Source organism: Ensifer sp. 2TAB8 (assembly GCF_052115125.1).
Taxonomy (GTDB): domain Bacteria; phylum Pseudomonadota; class Alphaproteobacteria; order Rhizobiales; family Rhizobiaceae; genus Ensifer.
Genome location: NZ_JBFRGB010000001.1, coordinates 209,589 through 224,722 on the forward strand (window position 1 = coordinate 209,589; position 15,134 = coordinate 224,722).

The following is a 15,134-nucleotide window of genomic DNA, read 5'->3' on the forward strand; positions in this document are numbered from 1 at the left end:
CAGTCAAAGTTTGTTCTCTTCCGTCTTCACCTGCGCCACCGGTTTCGACGGTTCGCGCGGGTAGAAGGTGTAGGAAAGCGTCAACGTCTTGATGTCCTTGGTCTCCACCGCCTTGACCATGTCCGGATCGACGAAGAATACCACCGGCATCTCCATCTCCTCTCCCGGCTGCAGCGTCGTCTCGGTGAAGCAGAAGCACTGTACCTTGTTGAAGTAGGCACCGGCCTGCATCGGCGTGACGTTGAAGGTCGCCTGGCCTGTCGTCGGCTTCGACGAAAGATTCTTCGCCCGGTACATCACCTGCACGGTCTCGCCGATGCGGATATCGATGTCGCGCTGGACCGGCTTGAACTCCCAGGGCAGACCGCCCGAGGTGTTCGCGTCGAAGGTGACCTTCACTTTTTCGTCCAGGATGACGTCGGAAGCCTGCTCGACGCGCTGCGTGGTGCCGTTATAACCGGTGACCCGGCAAAACATGTCGTAGAGTGGCACGGCCGCATAGGCCATGCCGACCATGCCGGCGACGAAGGCGAGGCAGGTGCCGACGACGACGCGGTTCGAGCGCTGCTTGGGCGTGGTTTCCGGTGAATTCGTCATGCCATCCCGCCTCAGTTGACCATGCCGTTGCCGAACTTGATCAGCGTGACGATGTAGAACAGGACGACGAGCCCTGCGAGGACGAAGCCGAGCGCGATGTTGCGACCGCGGCGTGACTTCTTCTGGGCTTCAGTGAGCTTGACGGTTTCCATCAGGCAATACTCCCGGCATTCAGCCAGATATTGACGATCAGGTGATCCGCCATCAGGGCGGAAAAGATCACGAACAGATACATGATCGAGAATGCGAACAGCTTCTTGGCCGGCACCATGCGCTCATCCGCTTCCGGCATGCGCAGCACGCCGATCGAATACCAGACGAAGCCCAGACCGAGACCCGTTGCGACGGCGCCGTAACCGATGCTCGCGAAACCGAGCAAGGTGGGACAGATACCGATGAGCGCAGTCAGCACGGCATAGATGACGATCTGCTTCTTGGTGGTCGCCTGGCCGCAGACGTTCGGCATCATCGGCACGCCGACGGCGCCGTAATCGCCCATCTTGAAGAGGGCAAGCGCCCAGAAATGCGCCGGTGTCCACAGGAAGGTGATCAGGAAGAGAACGATGCTCTCGATCGATACGGCGCCGGTGACGCAGGCCCAGCCGATCATCGGCGGGAAAGCACCGGCGGCACCGCCGATGACGATGTTCTGCGGCGTCGAGCGCTTCAGCCACATCGTGTAGATGACCACGTAGAAGAAGATGGTGAAGGCGAGCAACCCGGCTGCGAGCCAATTGACGGCGAGCCCGAGGATGATCACGGAAAAGGCGGAAAGCGTCAGCCCGAAAGCCAGCGCTTCCTGCGGCAGGATCTTGCCGGCCGGGATCGGGCGCTTGGCGGTACGGGTCATGACCGCGTCGATGTCGGCGTCATACCACATGTTCAGCGCGCCGGACGCACCTGCGCCGACGGCAATGCAGAGAATGGCGATGAAACCGATGAAGGGATTGATATGGCCCGGCGCAAGCACCAGCCCAGCGAGCGCCGTAAAGACGACGAGTGACATGACACGCGGCTTCAGAAGCTCGAAATAATCGCGTGCAGAGGCTTCGGACAGGCGTGCAACGCCTTCCATGCCGACTGCTTCGTGATTGTCGATGACCGTCATGTCGTGTCCCTGTGCAAGTCCCGGCCGCAATGGCCGTGTATCGCCGGTTTCGCGGCGGGGTGAAGCCGCCGGAACCGGCGGCTTCTGTTCGTTGCCCGTCACTTGATGCGCGGGAGTTGTTCCCACTGGTGGAACGGCGGCGGCGAAGACAGCTGCCATTCCAGAGTGTTCGCGCCCTCGCCCCACGGGTTGTCGCCTGCGACGCGCTTCTTGGCGAAGGCTTCGAAGACGCCGAAGAGGAAGATCAGCACACCGACGGCTGCGATGTAGGAGCCGTAGGACGAAACCATGTTCCAGCCGGCATAGGCATCCGGATAGTCGATGTAGCGGCGCGGCATGCCGGCGAGGCCGAGGAAGTGCTGCGGGAAGAAGATCAGGTTCACGCCAATGAACATGACCCAGAAGTGCAGCTTTCCGACGAACTCGGAGTACATGTAGCCGGTCATCTTCGGGAACCAGTAGTACCAGGCCGCGAAGATCGCGAACACGGCGCCGAGCGACAGAACGTAGTGGAAGTGAGCAACCACGTAGTAAGTGTCGTGCAGCGAGCGGTCGAGGCCGGCATTGGCGAGCTGAACGCCCGTGACGCCACCGACGGTGAACAGGAAGATGAAGCCGATCGCCCAGACCATCGGGGTCGTGAAGCGGATCGAACCGCCCCACATCGTCGCGATCCACGAGAAGATCTTAACGCCCGTCGGAACAGCGATGACCATCGTCGCGAAGACGAAGTAGCGCTGCGTGTCGAGCGACATGCCGACGGTGTACATGTGGTGCGCCCACACGATGAAGCCGACGGCGCCGATCGCGACCATGGCGTAGGCCATGCCGAGGTAACCGAAGATCGGCTTGCGCGAGAAAGTGGAAACGATGTGGCTGACGATGCCGAAGCCCGGCAGAATCAGGATGTACACTTCCGGGTGACCGAAGAACCAGAACAGGTGCTGGAACAGGATCGGGTCGCCGCCGCCTTCAGGCGCAAAGAAGGCCGTGCCGAAGTTGCGGTCGGTAAGCAGCATGGTGATGCCGCCTGCCAGAACCGGCAGCGAGAGCAGGAGCAGGAAGGCGGTGATCAGAACCGACCAGGCAAAGAGCGGCATCTTGTGCAGCGTCATGCCCGGAGCGCGCATGTTCAGGATCGTGGTGATGAAGTTGATCGCACCGAGGATCGAGGATGCGCCGGCGATGTGCAGACCGAGGATCACGAAGTCCATGGCCGGCCCGGGCATGCCCGCTGTCGAGAATGGTGGATAAATCGTCCACCCCCCGCCTGCACCATAGGCGCCGGCCGGTCCCTCCACGAACATCGAAAGCAGAACCAGCAGGAATGCCGGGATGATCAGCCAGAAGGAGATGTTGTTCATGCGCGGGAACGCCATGTCCGGCGCGCCGATCATGATCGGCACCATCCAGTTGGCGAAGCCGCCGATCAGCGCCGGCATCACCATGAAGAAGATCATGATGAGCGCGTGAGCGGTCGTGAACACGTTGAACATGTGCTTGCCGCCGTCGATGGCAGCATCACCTTCGAAACCGTAGACCATCTGCGCCAGACCGTGGAAGATCTGGATGCCAGGTTCCTGCAGTTCGGCGCGCATGAACACCGAAAGCGTGCCGCCGATGATGCCCGCGAAAATCGCGAAGATCAGGTACAGCGTGCCGATGTCCTTGTGGTTGGTCGACAGGAACCAGCGCTGGAAGAAGCTCAGAGGCTTGTGCGCGTGGTCTGCGTGGCCATGATCGGAGTGATCATGGCGTTGATCTTGATGAACGGCTGTTCCAGCCATGGGTCGAGCTCCCCTTCCGAATTACTGTGCGGCGTTAGCGGCGACATCGACGGTCTTGGCCGCATCGATGGACGCCATGAGCGCCTTGTTCGCATCGCCGAGATTGGTGGCGGCGGCTGCGAGCCAGGTGTCGTATTTTTCCTGCGAAACCACGCGGATCGCTATCGGCATGTAAGCGTGGTCCTTACCGCAGAGCTCGGAACACTGGCCATAGTAGAGACCTTCGCGGTCAGCCTTGAACCAGGTTTCGTTGAGGCGACCGGGAACGGCATCGATCTTCACGCCGAAGGCAGGCATTGCGAAGGCATGGATCACGTCGGCAGCGGTGACGAGGACGCGAACCGTCTTGCCGACCGGAATGACAACTTCGTTATCGACGGCGAGCAGGCGCGGATATTCCTTCTTGTCTTCCTTACCGAGGGCGGCGCGATCGCCTTCCTTCATCAGGATGCTGTCGAAGGAGAGCGGGCTTTCGCCGACTTCATATTCATAGGACCAGTACCACTGGTTGCCGGTCGCCTTGAGCGTCAGGTCCGGATTGGCCGGCGGCGTAAGCTGCGCGGTCAGAAGCTGGAAAGACGGAATAGCGAGGAACAGAAGCACGACAACCGGACCGACGGTCCAGACGACTTCGATCGCGGTGTTGTGGCTGGTCTTGGAGGGGACCGGGTTGGCGCTCTCGCGGAACTTGACCACGACGATGACCAGCAGGAGGAGAACGAAGAGGGTGATCGGAATGATGAACCACAGGGTATAATGTTCAAACCACGTGATTTCTTCCATGATGCCCGTAGCGGCCTGCTGAAAGTTCGTCTGCCACTCGACAGGCTTGTCAGCAAAGGCGCTCGAAGCAAAAAGCAGACAGGCAAGCGCTGCCAGAACTGCATAAGCCTTGTTTTTCACAATGTGTCTCCCCAATGCGCTTGATCAGGATCAAACCGGAACGCAGAATCCCTGCGATACTGCTGCGCTTCAAACCACAGTTTGTCCGATGCCGCAACATCTGACCAATCAACCCCATGCGGCATTTTTGCACAAACGCATCTTTTCACACAGGCACCCCTTAGAAGCCGTCGCGAATCGACTTATATGACGTCTTCTCCGCCTCCAGCAGTGTGATTGCATGCGGCTCGCCCGGCAACACACAGGATAGGGTGTTTAACGCGCCCAATTTCCGCCATATGACGCTGGAATGTGCCCCGCAGGGCTTTTCATTTATTCCCACGCGCTTCAAGAATAGCCCTGATGATTCGACGTTTTGAGGTTTACATGGGCCTGCCCCTCTTTTCGCGACTGTCGGCCTACGCCGCCTTCGGCCTTGCCGTTCTCGCTCTCCCCGTTCAGAGCCTGGCCCAGCAACCCGCCGGAGCACCCGGCACGGTCAAGTCAAATCACGGTGCGTGGTCGATCGTTTGCGATCAGCCGGCGGGCGCATCCAGCGACCAGTGCGCGCTGATGCAGAACGTCATTGCCGAAGACCGGCCGGAAGTCGGCCTCTCGGTCGTCGTGCTGAAGACGGCGGATCGCAAGGCGAAGATCCTGCGCGTGCTCGCCCCGCTCGGCGTACTGCTGCCGAACGGCCTCGGCCTCAACGTCGACGGCAAGGATATCGGCCGCGCCTATTTCGTGCGCTGCTTCTCCGACGGTTGCTACGCCGAGGTCGTGCTCGAGGACGAGCTGCTGAAGACCTTCCGCTCCGGCGCAACGGCGACCTTCATCGTCTTCCAGTCGCCGGAAGAAGGCATCGGCATCCCCGTCGACCTCAAGGGCTTCGGCGAAGGCTACGACGCGCTGCCCTGACCGGACTGCGATTTCCAACGAAAAGCCGCGCCCAAAGCGCGGCTTTTTTAATGGCCCGGTACCAACCCGGAAGAGGAAAGCCCGGATCGACTGTCCGGGCTTTGCGTTCTCAGATGATATCGGTTCCGGCGATCTTGATGCCGAAACCTTCAAGGCCGACATAGTGCCGCTCCCGCGAAGCCAGCAGCCGGATCGAGCTGATCCCGAGGTCTTTCAGGATCTGCGCGCCGAGGCCGATTTCCAGCCACTCGTTCTCGCGGGCCTGCGCCTCGTCATGCGCTTCGCGTTCGTGCTTGCCTTTGCGGGCGGTCTGCGACACGCCGACACCAACCGACCCTTCGCGCAGGTAGACGATCACCCCCCTGCCCTCTTCGGCGATGCGCTTCATGATGCGATCGATCTGGCAGTCCTTGCCGAAGACGTCGGCACCGACATTTTCGAGATGCAGGCGAACCGGAATATCGACGCCGTCGCGGATGTCGCCGAAGACGACGGCGAGATGCTGCATCGGATCCCAGGGCAGCGAATAGGAATGCCCCTTGGCCGGACCATAGGGCGTTTCGATATCGAAGGAGCCGCCGTGTTCGATCAGCGTTTCCTTGCGCTGGCGATAGGCGATGAGGTCGGCGACAGAAACCTGCTTCAGGCCGTGGGTCTCGGCAAAGCTTGCGACCTGGGGTCCACGCATGACAGTACCGTCGTCGTTGACGAGTTCGCAGATCACACCGATCGGCGGCAGGCTTGCGAGCTTGCAGAGGTCGACGGCGGCTTCCGTGTGACCGGAGCGCATGAGAACGCCGCCTTCGCGCGCGACCAGCGGGAAGATGTGGCCCGGGCGGACGAAGTCCGTCGGCCCGACATTGGGATTGGCGAGGTTGCGCACCGTCAGCGTGCGGTCGTCGGCGGAGATGCCCGTCGTCGTGCCGTGCTTGAAATCGACCGAGACGGTAAAGGCCGTCGTATGGGCGGAATCGTTTTCCGCGACCATGGCGTTGAGGTTGAGGCGTTTTGCCTCCTCGCGCGGCATCGGCGTACAGACGATGCCCGAGGTATGGCGCACGATGAAGGCCATCTTTTCCGGCGTGCAATGCACCGCGGCGACGATCAGGTCGCCTTCGTTCTCGCGGCCGTCGTCATCGGTTACGACGACGATTTCGCCGGCTTCGAAGGCGCGGATGGCATCGACGACACGCTTCTGATCATAGGACATGGTGCTCTTCCCGATTTGCGCTAGGCCGAATTGCTCGGACCCAAATTACTTGAGACGGCCGGTCTGGCCGCGGTCACGCAGGTAGTGATCGGCGATGGTGCAGGCAAGCATCGCTTCGCCGATCGGCACCGCGCGGATGCCGACACAGGGGTCGTGGCGGCCCTTGGTGCGGACATCGACTTCGTTTCCGTCGCTGTCGACCGAGCGGCGCTCGGTGAGGATCGACGAGGTCGGCTTGATGGCGAAACGCGCGATCACCGGCTCGCCGGTGGCGATGCCACCGAGAATACCGCCAGCGTGATTGGAGAGGAAGACTGGCTTGCCGTCGGCGCCGATGCGCATCTCGTCGGCATTCTCCTCGCCGGTGATCTCGGCCGCGCCGAAGCCGTTGCCGATCTCGACGCCCTTGACGGCGTTGATCGACATCAGGTTGGAGGCGATGTCCTGATCGAGCTTGGCATAGATCGGCGCGCCGATGCCGGCGGGCACGCCCTCGGCGACCACTTCGACCACCGCGCCGACCGAAGAGCCTGCCTTGCGGATGCCGTCGAGATATTCTTCCCACACCGGCACGATCTCCGGATCCGGAGCGAAGAAGGGATTGTTGTTGACCTCGGCCCAATCCCAGTTGGCCCGGTTGATCTTGTGCTTGCCGATCTGGACGAGCGCCCCGCGCACCACAAGGCCCGGAACGACCTTGCGGGCAATGCCGCCGGCGGCAACGCGCGCGGCAGTCTCGCGCGCCGACGAACGTCCGCCGCCGCGATAGTCGCGAATGCCGTATTTCAGATCGTAAGTGTAGTCGGCGTGACCCGGGCGGTAACGCTTGGCGATCTCGGAATAGTCCTTCGAGCGCTGGTCGGTGTTCTCGATCAGCATGGAGATCGGCGTGCCGGTCGAGATCATCGTCTCGCCGTCCTCGTCGAACATCACGCCCGAAAGGACCTTGACGAGATCGTCCTCGCGGCGCTGCGTCACGAAACGCGACTGTCCGGGCTTGCGCTTGTCGAGCCAGGCCTGGAGTTCGGCAAGGGTGAAGCGAAGGCCGGGCGGGCAACCGTCCACCACGCAGCCAAGCGCCGGCCCGTGGCTTTCGCCCCAGGTGGTGACGCGGAAGAGATGACCGAAAGTGTTATGCGACATGAAGGCTACCGGACCTTAAGCAAGCAATGTCGTACGTTTCGTACGCGGATGCCCTCTCTTAGTGGAAAGCCGGGGACGGGGAAAGACTTTTGCGCCTGCCGCCGTCGCTTCGTCACGATGCCAGGCGCAGGCCGCGATCGGTCGCAAAGGCGAGAAACTTCTCCGCGCTCAACGGCCGGGAGAAGGCATAGCCCTGCAGGACGTCGCAGCCGAGGATGCCGAGCATCTCCGCATGCGCCATCGTCTCGACGCCTTCGGCCACGGTCTCGATGTTCAGCGAGCGGGCGATCTCGATGATCGAGCGTACCAGCGCCTGCTCGCGCCGGGCGCTCAGCACCGGAACGACGAGCTGGCGGTCGATCTTCAGCCGTTTCGGCTTGATCTTCAGCAGGCTGACGATCGAGGTATGGCCGGTGCCGAAATCGTCGAGTTCGATATCGATGCCGAGCTTCTTGATGCCCTCGATGTTGGTGGCGACGATATCGTCGCTCTCGTCGAGGAAGATCGACTCCACCAGTTCGAAACAGATCTGGCCGGGCGCGATGCTCAAGCCCTCGAGCGAGGGCAACAGGTCGTCGTCCTGAAGCCGTTTCGCCGAAACATTGACCGAGATCTTGGGGACCTTTAGGCCAGCGGCCGCCCAGCGCATGTGGTCGATCAGCGACTTCTCGAGCACGAGCCGATCGAGCGCGGCCGTAACATTCAACTCCTCGGCAATGCCAAGGAAGCGATCCGGCGTGAGGACGCCTTCACGCGGATGGTTCCAGCGTACCAGCGCCTCCACCCCGCAGAGCGCAAGCGTCGTCGCATCGAACTGCGGCTGATACCAGGGCTCGAACTCGTCCCTCTCGATGCCCTCGAGGATCTCGTCGGCGATCCGCTTGGCGGTCACCACTTCGGCCTGCAGCACCTGGGTGAAGAACTGATAGCGGTTGCGGCCTGCCTCCTTGGCGCGATAGAGCGCGATATCGGCATTGATAAGCAACTTGCGCGCGTCGATCTCTGCGCCACGGCCGACGGCAACGCCGATGCTGACCCCGAAGCGGCAGGGAAAGCCGTTGTAGTCGACCGGCTGACGCATAGCGGCGATGATCCGGTCGCAGCGCGCCGCCAGCGCCCCCTCGCCCGGCGCACCGGTGACGGCGACCACGAACTCGTCGCCGCCGATGCGGGCGATGATATCACCCGGCGACGTATTTGCCCGGAGGATTTCGGAAGCGTGGATCAGCATCGCGTCGCCGGCTGCGTGGCCGAGCGTGTCATTGATCTGCTTGAATCGGTCGAGATCGATGTGGAGGATGGCGATATCCTCGTGATCGCCGGCCCTCGCCAGCCGCTCCAACGCCTTGTCAAGCATGCGGCGGTTTCCGAGACCGGTGAGGGGATCGTGCAGGGCGTTGTGTTCGATTCGCACCCGCGCCTGTTCCAGCTCGGCGTTCTTCGCGTCCGCCATGGCTTTGGCCGCCCGCAACTGCTCGGTCATGAGCACGTCTTCGGTGACATCGAGCGCCATGCCGACGAACTTGCGGGCACCATCCGGCGCCACGTGCAGCTTGCCGACAGAGCGGATGTGGCGGACGCCGCCGGCGGGCAGAACCACACGTGCCTGGTGTACGTAGGTCTCGTCCGCTGCAATGGCGCGGTTGACCGCGTCCAGCGCTGGCGAACGGTCATCGGGATGAAGCGTTGTGAGCCAGATTTCTTCGTTCGTGGCTCCATCCGAGTAGACCAGACCGTAAAGCTGGTGCATGCGCTCGTCCCAATAGGCGACGTCGTTGTCGAGGTCCGCCTCCCACATACCGCAGCGATAGGAATCGAGCGCCAGGTCAAGGCGGCGCGAGAGCAGTTCGAGGTCCTGCTCACGCTCGTAAAGACCCTTCAGCGCCTGCTCAAGCTCGAGGTTCTGCTGGTCGACTTGTGCCTTGGCCGCCGTCAGTCGCTCGGTCTTCATGACATCGTCGGTGACATCCCAGCTGATGCCGGTCACCTTTGCGCGACCGTCGGCGCCGCGATGGCTCGATCCTACGTTGCGGATGTGGCGCACGGCGCCGCCTGGCAGGACGACCCGATATTGCGAGCGGTATTCCAGTCCATCGTCCAGGCTGCGGAACAGCGCGTTGGCGGCGATGCCTATGTCATCGGGATGAACGGTCGCACGCCACTCTTCGTAGGTCGGTTCCTCCAGGTGAGCCTCGAGCCCATGCAGGTGGAACATGCGATCGTCCCACGAGCGCTGCTGCGTTTCGACGTCGATCTCCCAGATGCCGATCTTAGATGCGTCGAGCGCGAGGTTCAGCCGATGAGACAGCGTCATCACCTCCCCTTCCCGCGCTTTCAGCTTCGCAATATTGCGTTGTCGCTCGTTGAAGAGCCCGCCGGTCAAAAGGATCGGGATCACCACGATGGCGACAGCGGCGGCGATCGCGAGGCGAATGCTCTCGATGTTTGCGGGCAGCTGTTCCCAGCCGCCAACCGGCATGGCCGCGAGTTCCCATGCGCCGCCCGCCAGATCCAGCCGGCGTGTCACCGGCGCCTTGCGAAAGAGCGCGTCCTCGCCGAAGAACGCATCCTGGATCCGCTCCTCTTCGGAGATGTCCCTGATCGCGAGGTGGACGTCGACGTGGCGATGATCCTTCGTCAGTTCCGGCGCTTCGGTGCCTGCCTCCAAAAGGCGCGCGGCGCGGTAAAGCGCATTCTCGTCAATGATGGCCTCGACGTAGCCCCAGCGCTCCATCCGCCCCTGGATCTTGGAGAAGACCGGCAGGAAAAGCTCGAAGCCGTTGCGGCCACTCGGCAGGCGAATGGGGCCGATCATCACCGGCCTCACCGTCGACGATGCACGCTCGATGGCGTGCCTCGTCGCGCCGAACCTGTTGAAATCGGTGCCGACGAACCATTGCTGGCTTTCACGCGGAAAGGCGATCCATACCACGCCGGCAGGCGCCGCCGAAGCGCGAACCATCTGTGGGTTCTGCAGAAGAAGCTTCGTTGCCATGACGGTAAAATCGTCAGCCGTCATCGCCGGGTGCACGCCGATACTGTTGGCGAATCCGTTCAGCGCCGCAATGTTGGTGTTGACCTCCGATTGCAACCGATTGGCGATGAGGTTCAGTTCGTTCTCGACGTCGATCCGGAGGTCGTTCTGGAAGTTTTCGAGATTCTGCCGCTCATAGATATAGCCGCCGGCAAACACGACGAGGCCGGCGATCGCCGCTGGTATGAGCGACGGTTTCGCAAATCTGGCTGCCGCCCGAATGCGCTGGCGCAGAACGTCGATGATCTTCAATCTTTTCCCCTCGATCCCCAACCAAAGGTAGCGAGCGAGTCTTAAGATTGGCTTTCGTCACAAATCCTTGGAAAACCCCATGATTCATGGGGAAATCGGCATTCCGCGTCCCCCACTTCGGCGTTCCCCCGCTTGAAAAAAACGACGTCGCCGTCCAGTCTTTCGGCGTCGGATAGGTCACCAAAAAACCGGGGCCTGACGGCCAAAAGCCAAGTTACAAGGCAATTTTTGCCACAATCGGGGGCCAAGGGTGATGACAAGAATGTTCGCAGAATCGTTGAAGAGGGCAAGAAAGATGCGTTTTGTCATTGCCGCGCTCATGGCCACCGCTGGCTTGCTTTCGCCTTTGTCCGCTCTTGCGGAAAGCGCTGACGTGGAAGCTACCATTACGGGTGTCGACACCGAACGCCTCAGCCTCCAACTCGATGACGGCAAGAGCTACCAGGCACCCGAAGAATTCAACTTCGAGGGCTTGAAGGCGGGCGTGAAGGTTCTGGTCTTCTACACGGAAGTCGATGGCAAGCGGGTCATCAACGACCTCGAAATCGTACAGTAAATAAGCGGCCCGCCCCTCGGCTTACGCAATACCGAACGCAAAGGCGTTTCGCACTTTTCCTGGCATTGCTTTTGGGGCGGATACCGTTCCGGCCGTCAGATCCAGCCGATAGTACCGCCGGAAATGCGCAGAAGACGATCCTGCGGGATCGCCGCAGACGCCGCCTCCTCAGCCTCCATCTCTCCAAACAGCTTGAAAAGCGATCGGATGACGCCGCCGTGGCTGACGCAGACGGTCGGCTTCGCTACGTCCTTCAGCCAGGCGGCAACACGCCAGGACAGGATTTCGTAACTCTCGGCGTCAGGTCCCGGCGGGATAAAGTCCCATTTCACCGCACGCCGTTCGGCGATCCTTTGCGGCGCCGAGCGTTTGAGCTCGGGAAGAGTGTGCCCTTCCCAGTCGCCGAAGGAAACCTCCTTCAGCCGTTCGTCGGTCCGGTAGGCGGTGGGTTCGAGCCCCATCGCCAGCCTCAAGAGCTCCATGGTCTCGCGCGTGCGGCCAAGCGGACTTGCGACGAAATCGAAATGCGCGGCGTCTGCGCCGAGAATGCCGGCGAGCGCAACACCGTTGCCGGTCGCCTGCTGGCGACCGAAATCATTGAGCGGGATGTCCTTCTGCCCCTGGAGCCGGCTTTCGGCATTCCAGTCGGTCTGTCCGTGACGGATCACATAGATCAGCACAACATGCCTCCGGGCAGCAGGCCGTCGAACCGGTAGCGGAGGTTCGATCAGTCCTTGATGACGGAGATATCGGGCGCGTCCACAGCCTTCATGCCGACGACATGGTAGCCGCTATCGGCGTGGTGGACTTCACCGGTGACCGAACGCGACAGGTCGGAGAGCATGTAGAGGCCGACGTCGCCGACTTCCTCGATCGTCACGGTACGGCGCAGCGGTGCGTTGTATTCGTTCCACTTGAGGATATAGCGGAAGTCGCCGATGCCGGAGGCAGCCAGCGTCTTGATCGGGCCGGCGGAAATCGCGTTGACGCGGATGTTCTTCGGGCCGAGGTCGACCGCGAGGTACTTCACGCTGGCTTCAAGCGCAGCCTTGGCGACACCCATGACGTTGTAGTTCGGCATGACCTTTTCGGCGCCGTAGTAGGTCAGGGTCAGCATCGAGCCACCATCGGTCATCAGCTTTTCAGCGCGACGGGCAACCGAGGTGAACGAGTAGACCGAGATCTGCATCGTCTTGGCGAAGTTCTCGGGCGAAGTATCGACGTAGCGGCCGGTGAGTTCGTCCTTGTCGGAGAAACCGATGGCGTGCACGACGAAGTCGATCTTGCCCCAGTGCTTTTCGAGCGTATCGAAGACGGCATCAATGCTGGCTTCGTCGCTGACGTCGCAATGGCCGGCCATGAAGCCGTCGATTTCGGCGAGCAGCGGCTCGACGCGCTTCTTCAGCGCATCGCCCTGATAGGTCAACGCGACTTCACCACCCTGCGCGTGGATGGCCTTGGCAATGCCCCATGCGATGGAACGGTTGTTTGCAACGCCCATGATGACGCCGCGCTTGCCCTTCATCAGACCGGATGCCTGAGCCATGGTAAGTCCCCAATACTATTTCCAGCAACGGCCGGCGCCGGTGCCAAAGTTCACAAATGTCATAGACACCCCACCGAAACGGGTGCGGCAAATTGTCGAGAATTGCCTATGGCATAGTGGCAGGGGTGGTTCAAGCGCGCCTGAGATCAGGAACTGTTAGTCCCCGTAATATTGGTTCAAAGTGTCAGCGAACTGTCACAAATGGACCGTCACAGATAGAGTCCGTCGCGCTGCGACTTCATCAGATCGGTCACTTTCTCATCCGGCGCGTCTTTCAGGACCAGCCGCAGCTCCACCAGGAGATCGCCGTGGGTACCGTAGGTTCCCGGCAGGCCCTGGCCGGTGAGGCGGATGACCTTGTCGGATCCGGACCAGGCCGGCACGACGACGGTGACCGGGCCAACCGGCGTTTCGAGGCGCTCCTCGCAGCCGAGGACAGCCCCCTGCAGATCGATCGGCAAGGTCGTGAGCAGATCGAGGCCGCGGGTGCGGAAGGCGCCGCCCTGATCGACCCGGAGCGTGACGACGACATCGCCGCGGCTCATGCCGGTGACGCGATAGCCCTGTTCCGCAAGGCGAATGGTCTGTCCGTCGACGGCACCCGGTGGAATTTGAACCTTCAGACTCTCGCCATCCGGAAGCTCGATCGTCAAGCGCTGGCGATTGATCAGATCCTCGATGCTGACAGTGAGATCGACGGCAAGATCAGGCACCTTCTCTGCAGTTTTTGCCGCGCGACCCCGGATGCGCCGGACGATGGCTGCGACGAGTTCGGCTGCGGGTGCTGCGGCGCGTTGCATCAGCGGCGTTTCCGTCCTGGCGGTAGCTTCCTGCTGTGCTTCGGCCACAGGTTCCGGCTTTGCGTCGGCAGCTTGAGCCGGCCGTTCCGGCTCCTTTGCGGCTGCCGGTTTCGGCGCGGGCTTGGGCGATGGGTTCGACGACGGCTTCGGCGATGGCCGGGCCGACCTGGCACGCGCCTCGGCGCCAAAGATCTGCGAGATGGCGTCTTCGGCCGTCTCCGCATCGACAGGCGCCTCCTCTTGCGCATTGCCGCGCATCTTCGCCTTCATCGCCTCCATGCGACGAAGCTCGGCCTCGCGGCGCGCATAGTCGTAGCGGCTTCTAAGCTTCGGATCGCGCAGAAGCTCGTAGGCCTTGCCCGCCTCGGCAAAGCGCTCAGCGGCGGTCGGGTCGTCCTGGTTGTGGTCAGGATGCACGGCCTTTGCCAGCGAACGCCAGGCCGCCTTGATTTCGTCCGGCCCGGCATTGCGCCGGACACCGAGGATCGCATAGGGATCACGCATGGCTTCTACCATCTTCTCTGATCGGCGGCCTCTCCCTGACGCCCGCCTTATGCCCCGATTGAAGGCGTCATTGTCGCCCGTCCACTGAGCACCGATGATCCAAAGAACTTGCTAAATAGTGGTTAGCCGCGACCGTGCGCGCGGCGCTGGAATGAGACCTGCGGGCGATCACGCGCACTTTTAGGGATTTGTGGTTAATCGCCGATTTCCAAGCCCCGCTTCAGGCGCGCGGGCCGAAGCTGGTCAGATACCAGGCGCCATCACCACCCTGGCAGGTGTTGCCGTCGAACTTTGCAATGCCCTCGTAGGAATGGCGCGTCGTGGTGAAACGGCGGCAGAGCATACCGCTCGCGCGGTCTTCCTGAATGCTGCTGATGACACCGGCACTGCCCGAAGTCGCATTGGCCCAGGGGATCGGATTGATAGAGCCGCTGCCGAGTTCGGCCGAAGTTACGGCATTGCGGACCATGACCGCATCGGAGAGGCCATCGGAGGTTTTGGCGAGAGGAACGGTGCCGGTCGAGACGGTACGGTCGACGCCACTGCCAAAGAGATCGAGACCCGCGCCCATGCAGCCGGAAAGCGCCAGGACCGGCAGGCAAATTGCCGCGCTACGCAGCAAGGCGAAGGAAAACCCCTTCTTGGCGTCGATCCACTTTGCTATGTCTTGCACGGCAATCCTGTCAGACTCGCTGGAGCCGCACGTTGCTCGAGTGGTCAACATACAGGCTCCGACATTTTCGATGCGGAAACACCGATCGGGTTCATCCCGAAGTATTTCCGCGCCAGACATCACG

14 protein-coding genes are annotated in these 15,134 nt (G+C 61.8%); 2 read left to right on the top strand and 12 right to left on the bottom strand.

The features are described from left to right. Nucleotides 1-3: 3 nt before the first annotated feature. The 5 genes from AB4Z53_RS01150 to coxB form a co-directional block, all read right to left on the bottom strand. The gene (locus tag AB4Z53_RS01150; protein ID WP_113537982.1) at nucleotides 4-597 is read right to left on the bottom strand and encodes a cytochrome c oxidase assembly protein; all 594 of its coding nucleotides are present in this window, start codon (nucleotides 595-597) and stop codon (nucleotides 4-6) included. A gap of 11 nt (nucleotides 598-608) precedes the next feature. Further along, on the bottom strand, nucleotides 609-749 hold the full coding sequence (locus AB4Z53_RS01155) for a hypothetical protein (protein ID WP_113537983.1): 141 nt from the start codon (nucleotides 747-749) through the stop codon (nucleotides 609-611). Continuing rightward, nucleotides 749-1,705, bottom strand: coding sequence for a heme o synthase (locus tag AB4Z53_RS01160; protein ID WP_291148181.1), 957 nt, complete (start codon nucleotides 1,703-1,705; stop codon nucleotides 749-751). The genes AB4Z53_RS01155 and AB4Z53_RS01160 overlap by 1 nt, the downstream gene beginning before the upstream one ends. A gap of 98 nt (nucleotides 1,706-1,803) precedes the next feature. Next, nucleotides 1,804-3,492, bottom strand: coding sequence for a cytochrome c oxidase subunit I (gene ctaD / locus AB4Z53_RS01165; protein ID WP_223726645.1), 1,689 nt, complete (start codon nucleotides 3,490-3,492; stop codon nucleotides 1,804-1,806). A 21-nt stretch (nucleotides 3,493-3,513) separates the two neighbouring features. Further along, complete coding sequence (gene coxB, locus AB4Z53_RS01170) at nucleotides 3,514-4,395, bottom strand: cytochrome c oxidase subunit II (RefSeq protein ID WP_113537985.1); 882 nt, start codon at nucleotides 4,393-4,395, stop codon at nucleotides 3,514-3,516. A 366-nt stretch (nucleotides 4,396-4,761) separates the two neighbouring features. On the opposite strand from coxB, the gene AB4Z53_RS01175 reads away from it, so the two are divergent. Then, nucleotides 4,762-5,292, top strand: a complete 531-nt coding sequence (locus AB4Z53_RS01175) for an invasion associated locus B family protein (protein WP_113537986.1) — start codon at nucleotides 4,762-4,764, stop codon at nucleotides 5,290-5,292. Between the two features lie 109 nt (nucleotides 5,293-5,401). Here AB4Z53_RS01175 and ribB read toward each other — a convergent pair whose 3' ends face one another. From ribB to AB4Z53_RS01190, 3 genes are all read right to left on the bottom strand, one after another. Further along, complete coding sequence (gene ribB / locus AB4Z53_RS01180; RefSeq protein ID WP_113537987.1) at nucleotides 5,402-6,502, bottom strand: 3,4-dihydroxy-2-butanone-4-phosphate synthase; 1,101 nt, start codon at nucleotides 6,500-6,502, stop codon at nucleotides 5,402-5,404. Nucleotides 6,503-6,547: 45 nt separating this feature from the next. Next, nucleotides 6,548-7,645: a chorismate synthase gene (gene aroC, locus AB4Z53_RS01185; protein WP_113537988.1), complete on the bottom strand. Its 1,098-nt coding sequence runs from the start codon at nucleotides 7,643-7,645 to the stop codon at nucleotides 6,548-6,550. Nucleotides 7,646-7,757: 112 nt separating this feature from the next. Next, nucleotides 7,758-10,931, bottom strand: a complete 3,174-nt coding sequence (locus tag AB4Z53_RS01190; protein WP_441594271.1) for a bifunctional diguanylate cyclase/phosphodiesterase — start codon at nucleotides 10,929-10,931, stop codon at nucleotides 7,758-7,760. A gap of 295 nt (nucleotides 10,932-11,226) precedes the next feature. On the opposite strand from AB4Z53_RS01190, the gene AB4Z53_RS01195 reads away from it, so the two are divergent. Beyond that, nucleotides 11,227-11,487 (top strand): DUF1344 domain-containing protein, encoded by a 261-nt coding sequence (locus AB4Z53_RS01195; RefSeq protein WP_113538088.1) that lies wholly within the window; start codon nucleotides 11,227-11,229, stop codon nucleotides 11,485-11,487. Between the two features lie 95 nt (nucleotides 11,488-11,582). Here AB4Z53_RS01195 and AB4Z53_RS01200 read toward each other — a convergent pair whose 3' ends face one another. The 4 genes from AB4Z53_RS01200 to AB4Z53_RS01215 form a co-directional block, all read right to left on the bottom strand. Then, on the bottom strand, nucleotides 11,583-12,167 hold the full coding sequence (locus AB4Z53_RS01200) for a histidine phosphatase family protein (RefSeq protein ID WP_113537990.1): 585 nt from the start codon (nucleotides 12,165-12,167) through the stop codon (nucleotides 11,583-11,585). A gap of 47 nt (nucleotides 12,168-12,214) precedes the next feature. Next, entirely contained in the window at nucleotides 12,215-13,033 is an 819-nt protein-coding gene (gene fabI / locus AB4Z53_RS01205; protein WP_113537991.1) for an enoyl-ACP reductase FabI, read from the bottom strand. A gap of 209 nt (nucleotides 13,034-13,242) precedes the next feature. Further along, the gene (locus tag AB4Z53_RS01210) at nucleotides 13,243-14,349 is read right to left on the bottom strand and encodes a DnaJ C-terminal domain-containing protein (protein ID WP_441594272.1); all 1,107 of its coding nucleotides are present in this window, start codon (nucleotides 14,347-14,349) and stop codon (nucleotides 13,243-13,245) included. A gap of 208 nt (nucleotides 14,350-14,557) precedes the next feature. Next, nucleotides 14,558-15,010, bottom strand: coding sequence for an RT0821/Lpp0805 family surface protein (locus AB4Z53_RS01215; protein WP_113537993.1), 453 nt, complete (start codon nucleotides 15,008-15,010; stop codon nucleotides 14,558-14,560). Nucleotides 15,011-15,134 lie beyond the last annotated feature (124 nt).

What these genes read in the sequence shown, in the direction of transcription:
- ribB (WP_113537987.1), bottom strand. Translation starts at nt 6,502, where the DNA reads ATGTCCTATGATCAGAAGCGTGTCGTCGATGCCATCCGCGCCTTCGAA.
- AB4Z53_RS01150 (WP_113537982.1), bottom strand. Translation starts at nt 597, where the DNA reads ATGACGAATTCACCGGAAACCACGCCCAAGCAGCGCTCGAACCGCGTC.
- AB4Z53_RS01175 (WP_113537986.1), top strand. Translation starts at nt 4,762, where the DNA reads ATGGGCCTGCCCCTCTTTTCGCGACTGTCGGCCTACGCCGCCTTCGGC.
- fabI (WP_113537991.1), bottom strand. Translation starts at nt 13,033, where the DNA reads ATGGCTCAGGCATCCGGTCTGATGAAGGGCAAGCGCGGCGTCATCATG.
- ctaD (WP_223726645.1), bottom strand. Translation starts at nt 3,492, where the DNA reads ATGGCTGGAACAGCCGTTCATCAAGATCAACGCCATGATCACTCCGAT.
- aroC (WP_113537988.1), bottom strand. Translation starts at nt 7,645, where the DNA reads ATGTCGCATAACACTTTCGGTCATCTCTTCCGCGTCACCACCTGGGGC.
- AB4Z53_RS01195 (WP_113538088.1), top strand. Translation starts at nt 11,227, where the DNA reads ATGCGTTTTGTCATTGCCGCGCTCATGGCCACCGCTGGCTTGCTTTCG.
- AB4Z53_RS01160 (WP_291148181.1), bottom strand. Translation starts at nt 1,705, where the DNA reads ATGACGGTCATCGACAATCACGAAGCAGTCGGCATGGAAGGCGTTGCA.
- AB4Z53_RS01210 (WP_441594272.1), bottom strand. Translation starts at nt 14,349, where the DNA reads ATGGTAGAAGCCATGCGTGATCCCTATGCGATCCTCGGTGTCCGGCGC.
- AB4Z53_RS01155 (WP_113537983.1), bottom strand. Translation starts at nt 749, where the DNA reads ATGGAAACCGTCAAGCTCACTGAAGCCCAGAAGAAGTCACGCCGCGGT.